Origin of the sequence: Enterobacter sp. 01-M-03-SI-ECC (assembly GCF_047530215.1) — a bacterium.
In the GTDB taxonomy this organism is placed as follows: domain Bacteria; phylum Pseudomonadota; class Gammaproteobacteria; order Enterobacterales; family Enterobacteriaceae; genus Enterobacter; species Enterobacter chengduensis.
On the sequence record NZ_JBLKDA010000085.1, the window covers coordinates 1 to 2,036 of the forward strand.

General features: G+C 52.2%; 2 tRNA genes and 2 rRNA genes. All 4 read right to left on the minus strand.

Going from position 1 to position 2,036, the window contains the following annotated elements:
• Positions 1-470 (minus strand): 23S ribosomal RNA (locus ACMWKK_RS26110); the annotation flags it as partial.
• A 170-nt stretch (positions 471-640) separates the two neighbouring features.
• A tRNA-Ala gene (locus ACMWKK_RS26115) sits at positions 641-716 on the minus strand.
• Positions 717-825: 109 nt separating this feature from the next.
• A tRNA-Ile gene (locus tag ACMWKK_RS26120) sits at positions 826-902 on the minus strand.
• 69 nt (positions 903-971) lie between these two features.
• Positions 972-2,036 (minus strand): 16S ribosomal RNA (locus ACMWKK_RS26125); the annotation flags it as partial.

The window sequence follows — 2,036 nt, forward strand, 5'->3', positions numbered from 1 at the left end:
TTCCCTCACGGTACTGGTTCACTATCGGTCAGTCAGGAGTATTTAGCCTTGGAGGATGGTCCCCCCATATTCAGACAGGATACCACGTGTCCCGCCCTACTCTTCGAGTTCACAACCTGTGTGCTTTCGTGTACGGGACTGTCACCCTGTACCGTGCGACTTTCCAGACGCTTCCACTAACACACAAGCTGATTCAGACTCTGGGCTGCTCCCCGTTCGCTCGCCGCTACTGGGGGAATCTCGGTTGATTTCTTTTCCTCGGGGTACTTAGATGTTTCAGTTCCCCCGGTTCGCCTCGTTAACCTATGTATTCAGTTAACGATAGTGTGACGAATCACACTGGGTTTCCCCATTCGGACATCGCCGGGTCAAAGGTTCATATCACCTCGCCGGCGCTTTTCGCAGATTAGCACGTCCTTCATCGCCTCTGACTGCCAGGGCATCCACCGTGTACGCTTAGTCGCTTAACCTCACAACCCGAAGATGTTTCACTTCTGATTGCGAAAATTTGAGAGACTCGAACACACCTTAAAGATGTGTCGTTTCAATTTTCAGCTTGATCCAGATTTTTAAAGAGCAAAACTTCGCAGTGCACCTTTTCAGGTTCACTCTGAAGTTTTCTTGTGTTCGCAGTAAAAGATGGTGGAGCTATGCGGGATCGAACCGCAGACCTCCTGCGTGCAAAGCAGGCGCTCTCCCAGCTGAGCTATAGCCCCATCGTATTACAAACCTCTGTACCGGTAATTCTTCCTGAGACAAGGCGTGGAATAACGAAGCATACTTCAGTATGTGAGTTATTTCGCAACGCAGTATTCAGGGAGAATTTGGTAGGCCTGAGTGGACTTGAACCACCGACCTCACCCTTATCAGGGGTGCGCTCTAACCACCTGAGCTACAAGCCTGTAGAGGTTTTTACTGCTGTTTTTCATCAGACAATCTGTGTGAGCACTACAAAGGCAGGTTCTTTAAGGTAAGGAGGTGATCCAACCGCAGGTTCCCCTACGGTTACCTTGTTACGACTTCACCCCAGTCATGAATCACAAAGTGGTAAGCGCCCTCCCGAAGGTTAAGCTACCTACTTCTTTTGCAACCCACTCCCATGGTGTGACGGGCGGTGTGTACAAGGCCCGGGAACGTATTCACCGTAGCATTCTGATCTACGATTACTAGCGATTCCGACTTCATGGAGTCGAGTTGCAGACTCCAATCCGGACTACGACGCACTTTATGAGGTCCGCTTGCTCTCGCGAGGTCGCTTCTCTTTGTATGCGCCATTGTAGCACGTGTGTAGCCCTACTCGTAAGGGCCATGATGACTTGACGTCATCCCCACCTTCCTCCAGTTTATCACTGGCAGTCTCCTTTGAGTTCCCGGCCTAACCGCTGGCAACAAAGGATAAGGGTTGCGCTCGTTGCGGGACTTAACCCAACATTTCACAACACGAGCTGACGACAGCCATGCAGCACCTGTCTCAGAGTTCCCGAAGGCACCAATCCATCTCTGGAAAGTTCTCTGGATGTCAAGAGTAGGTAAGGTTCTTCGCGTTGCATCGAATTAAACCACATGCTCCACCGCTTGTGCGGGCCCCCGTCAATTCATTTGAGTTTTAACCTTGCGGCCGTACTCCCCAGGCGGTCGACTTAACGCGTTAGCTCCGGAAGCCACGCCTCAAGGGCACAACCTCCAAGTCGACATCGTTTACGGCGTGGACTACCAGGGTATCTAATCCTGTTTGCTCCCCACGCTTTCGCACCTGAGCGTCAGTCTTTGTCCAGGGGGCCGCCTTCGCCACCGGTATTCCTCCAGATCTCTACGCATTTCACCGCTACACCTGGAATTCTACCCCCCTCTACAAGACTCTAGCCTGCCAGTTTCGAATGCAGTTCCCAGGTTGAGCCCGGGGATTTCACATCCGACTTGACAGACCGCCTGCGTGCGCTTTACGCCCAGTAATTCCGATTAACGCTTGCACCCTCCGTATTACCGCGGCTGCTGGCACGGAGTTAGCCGGTGCTTCTTCTGCGGGTAACGTCAAT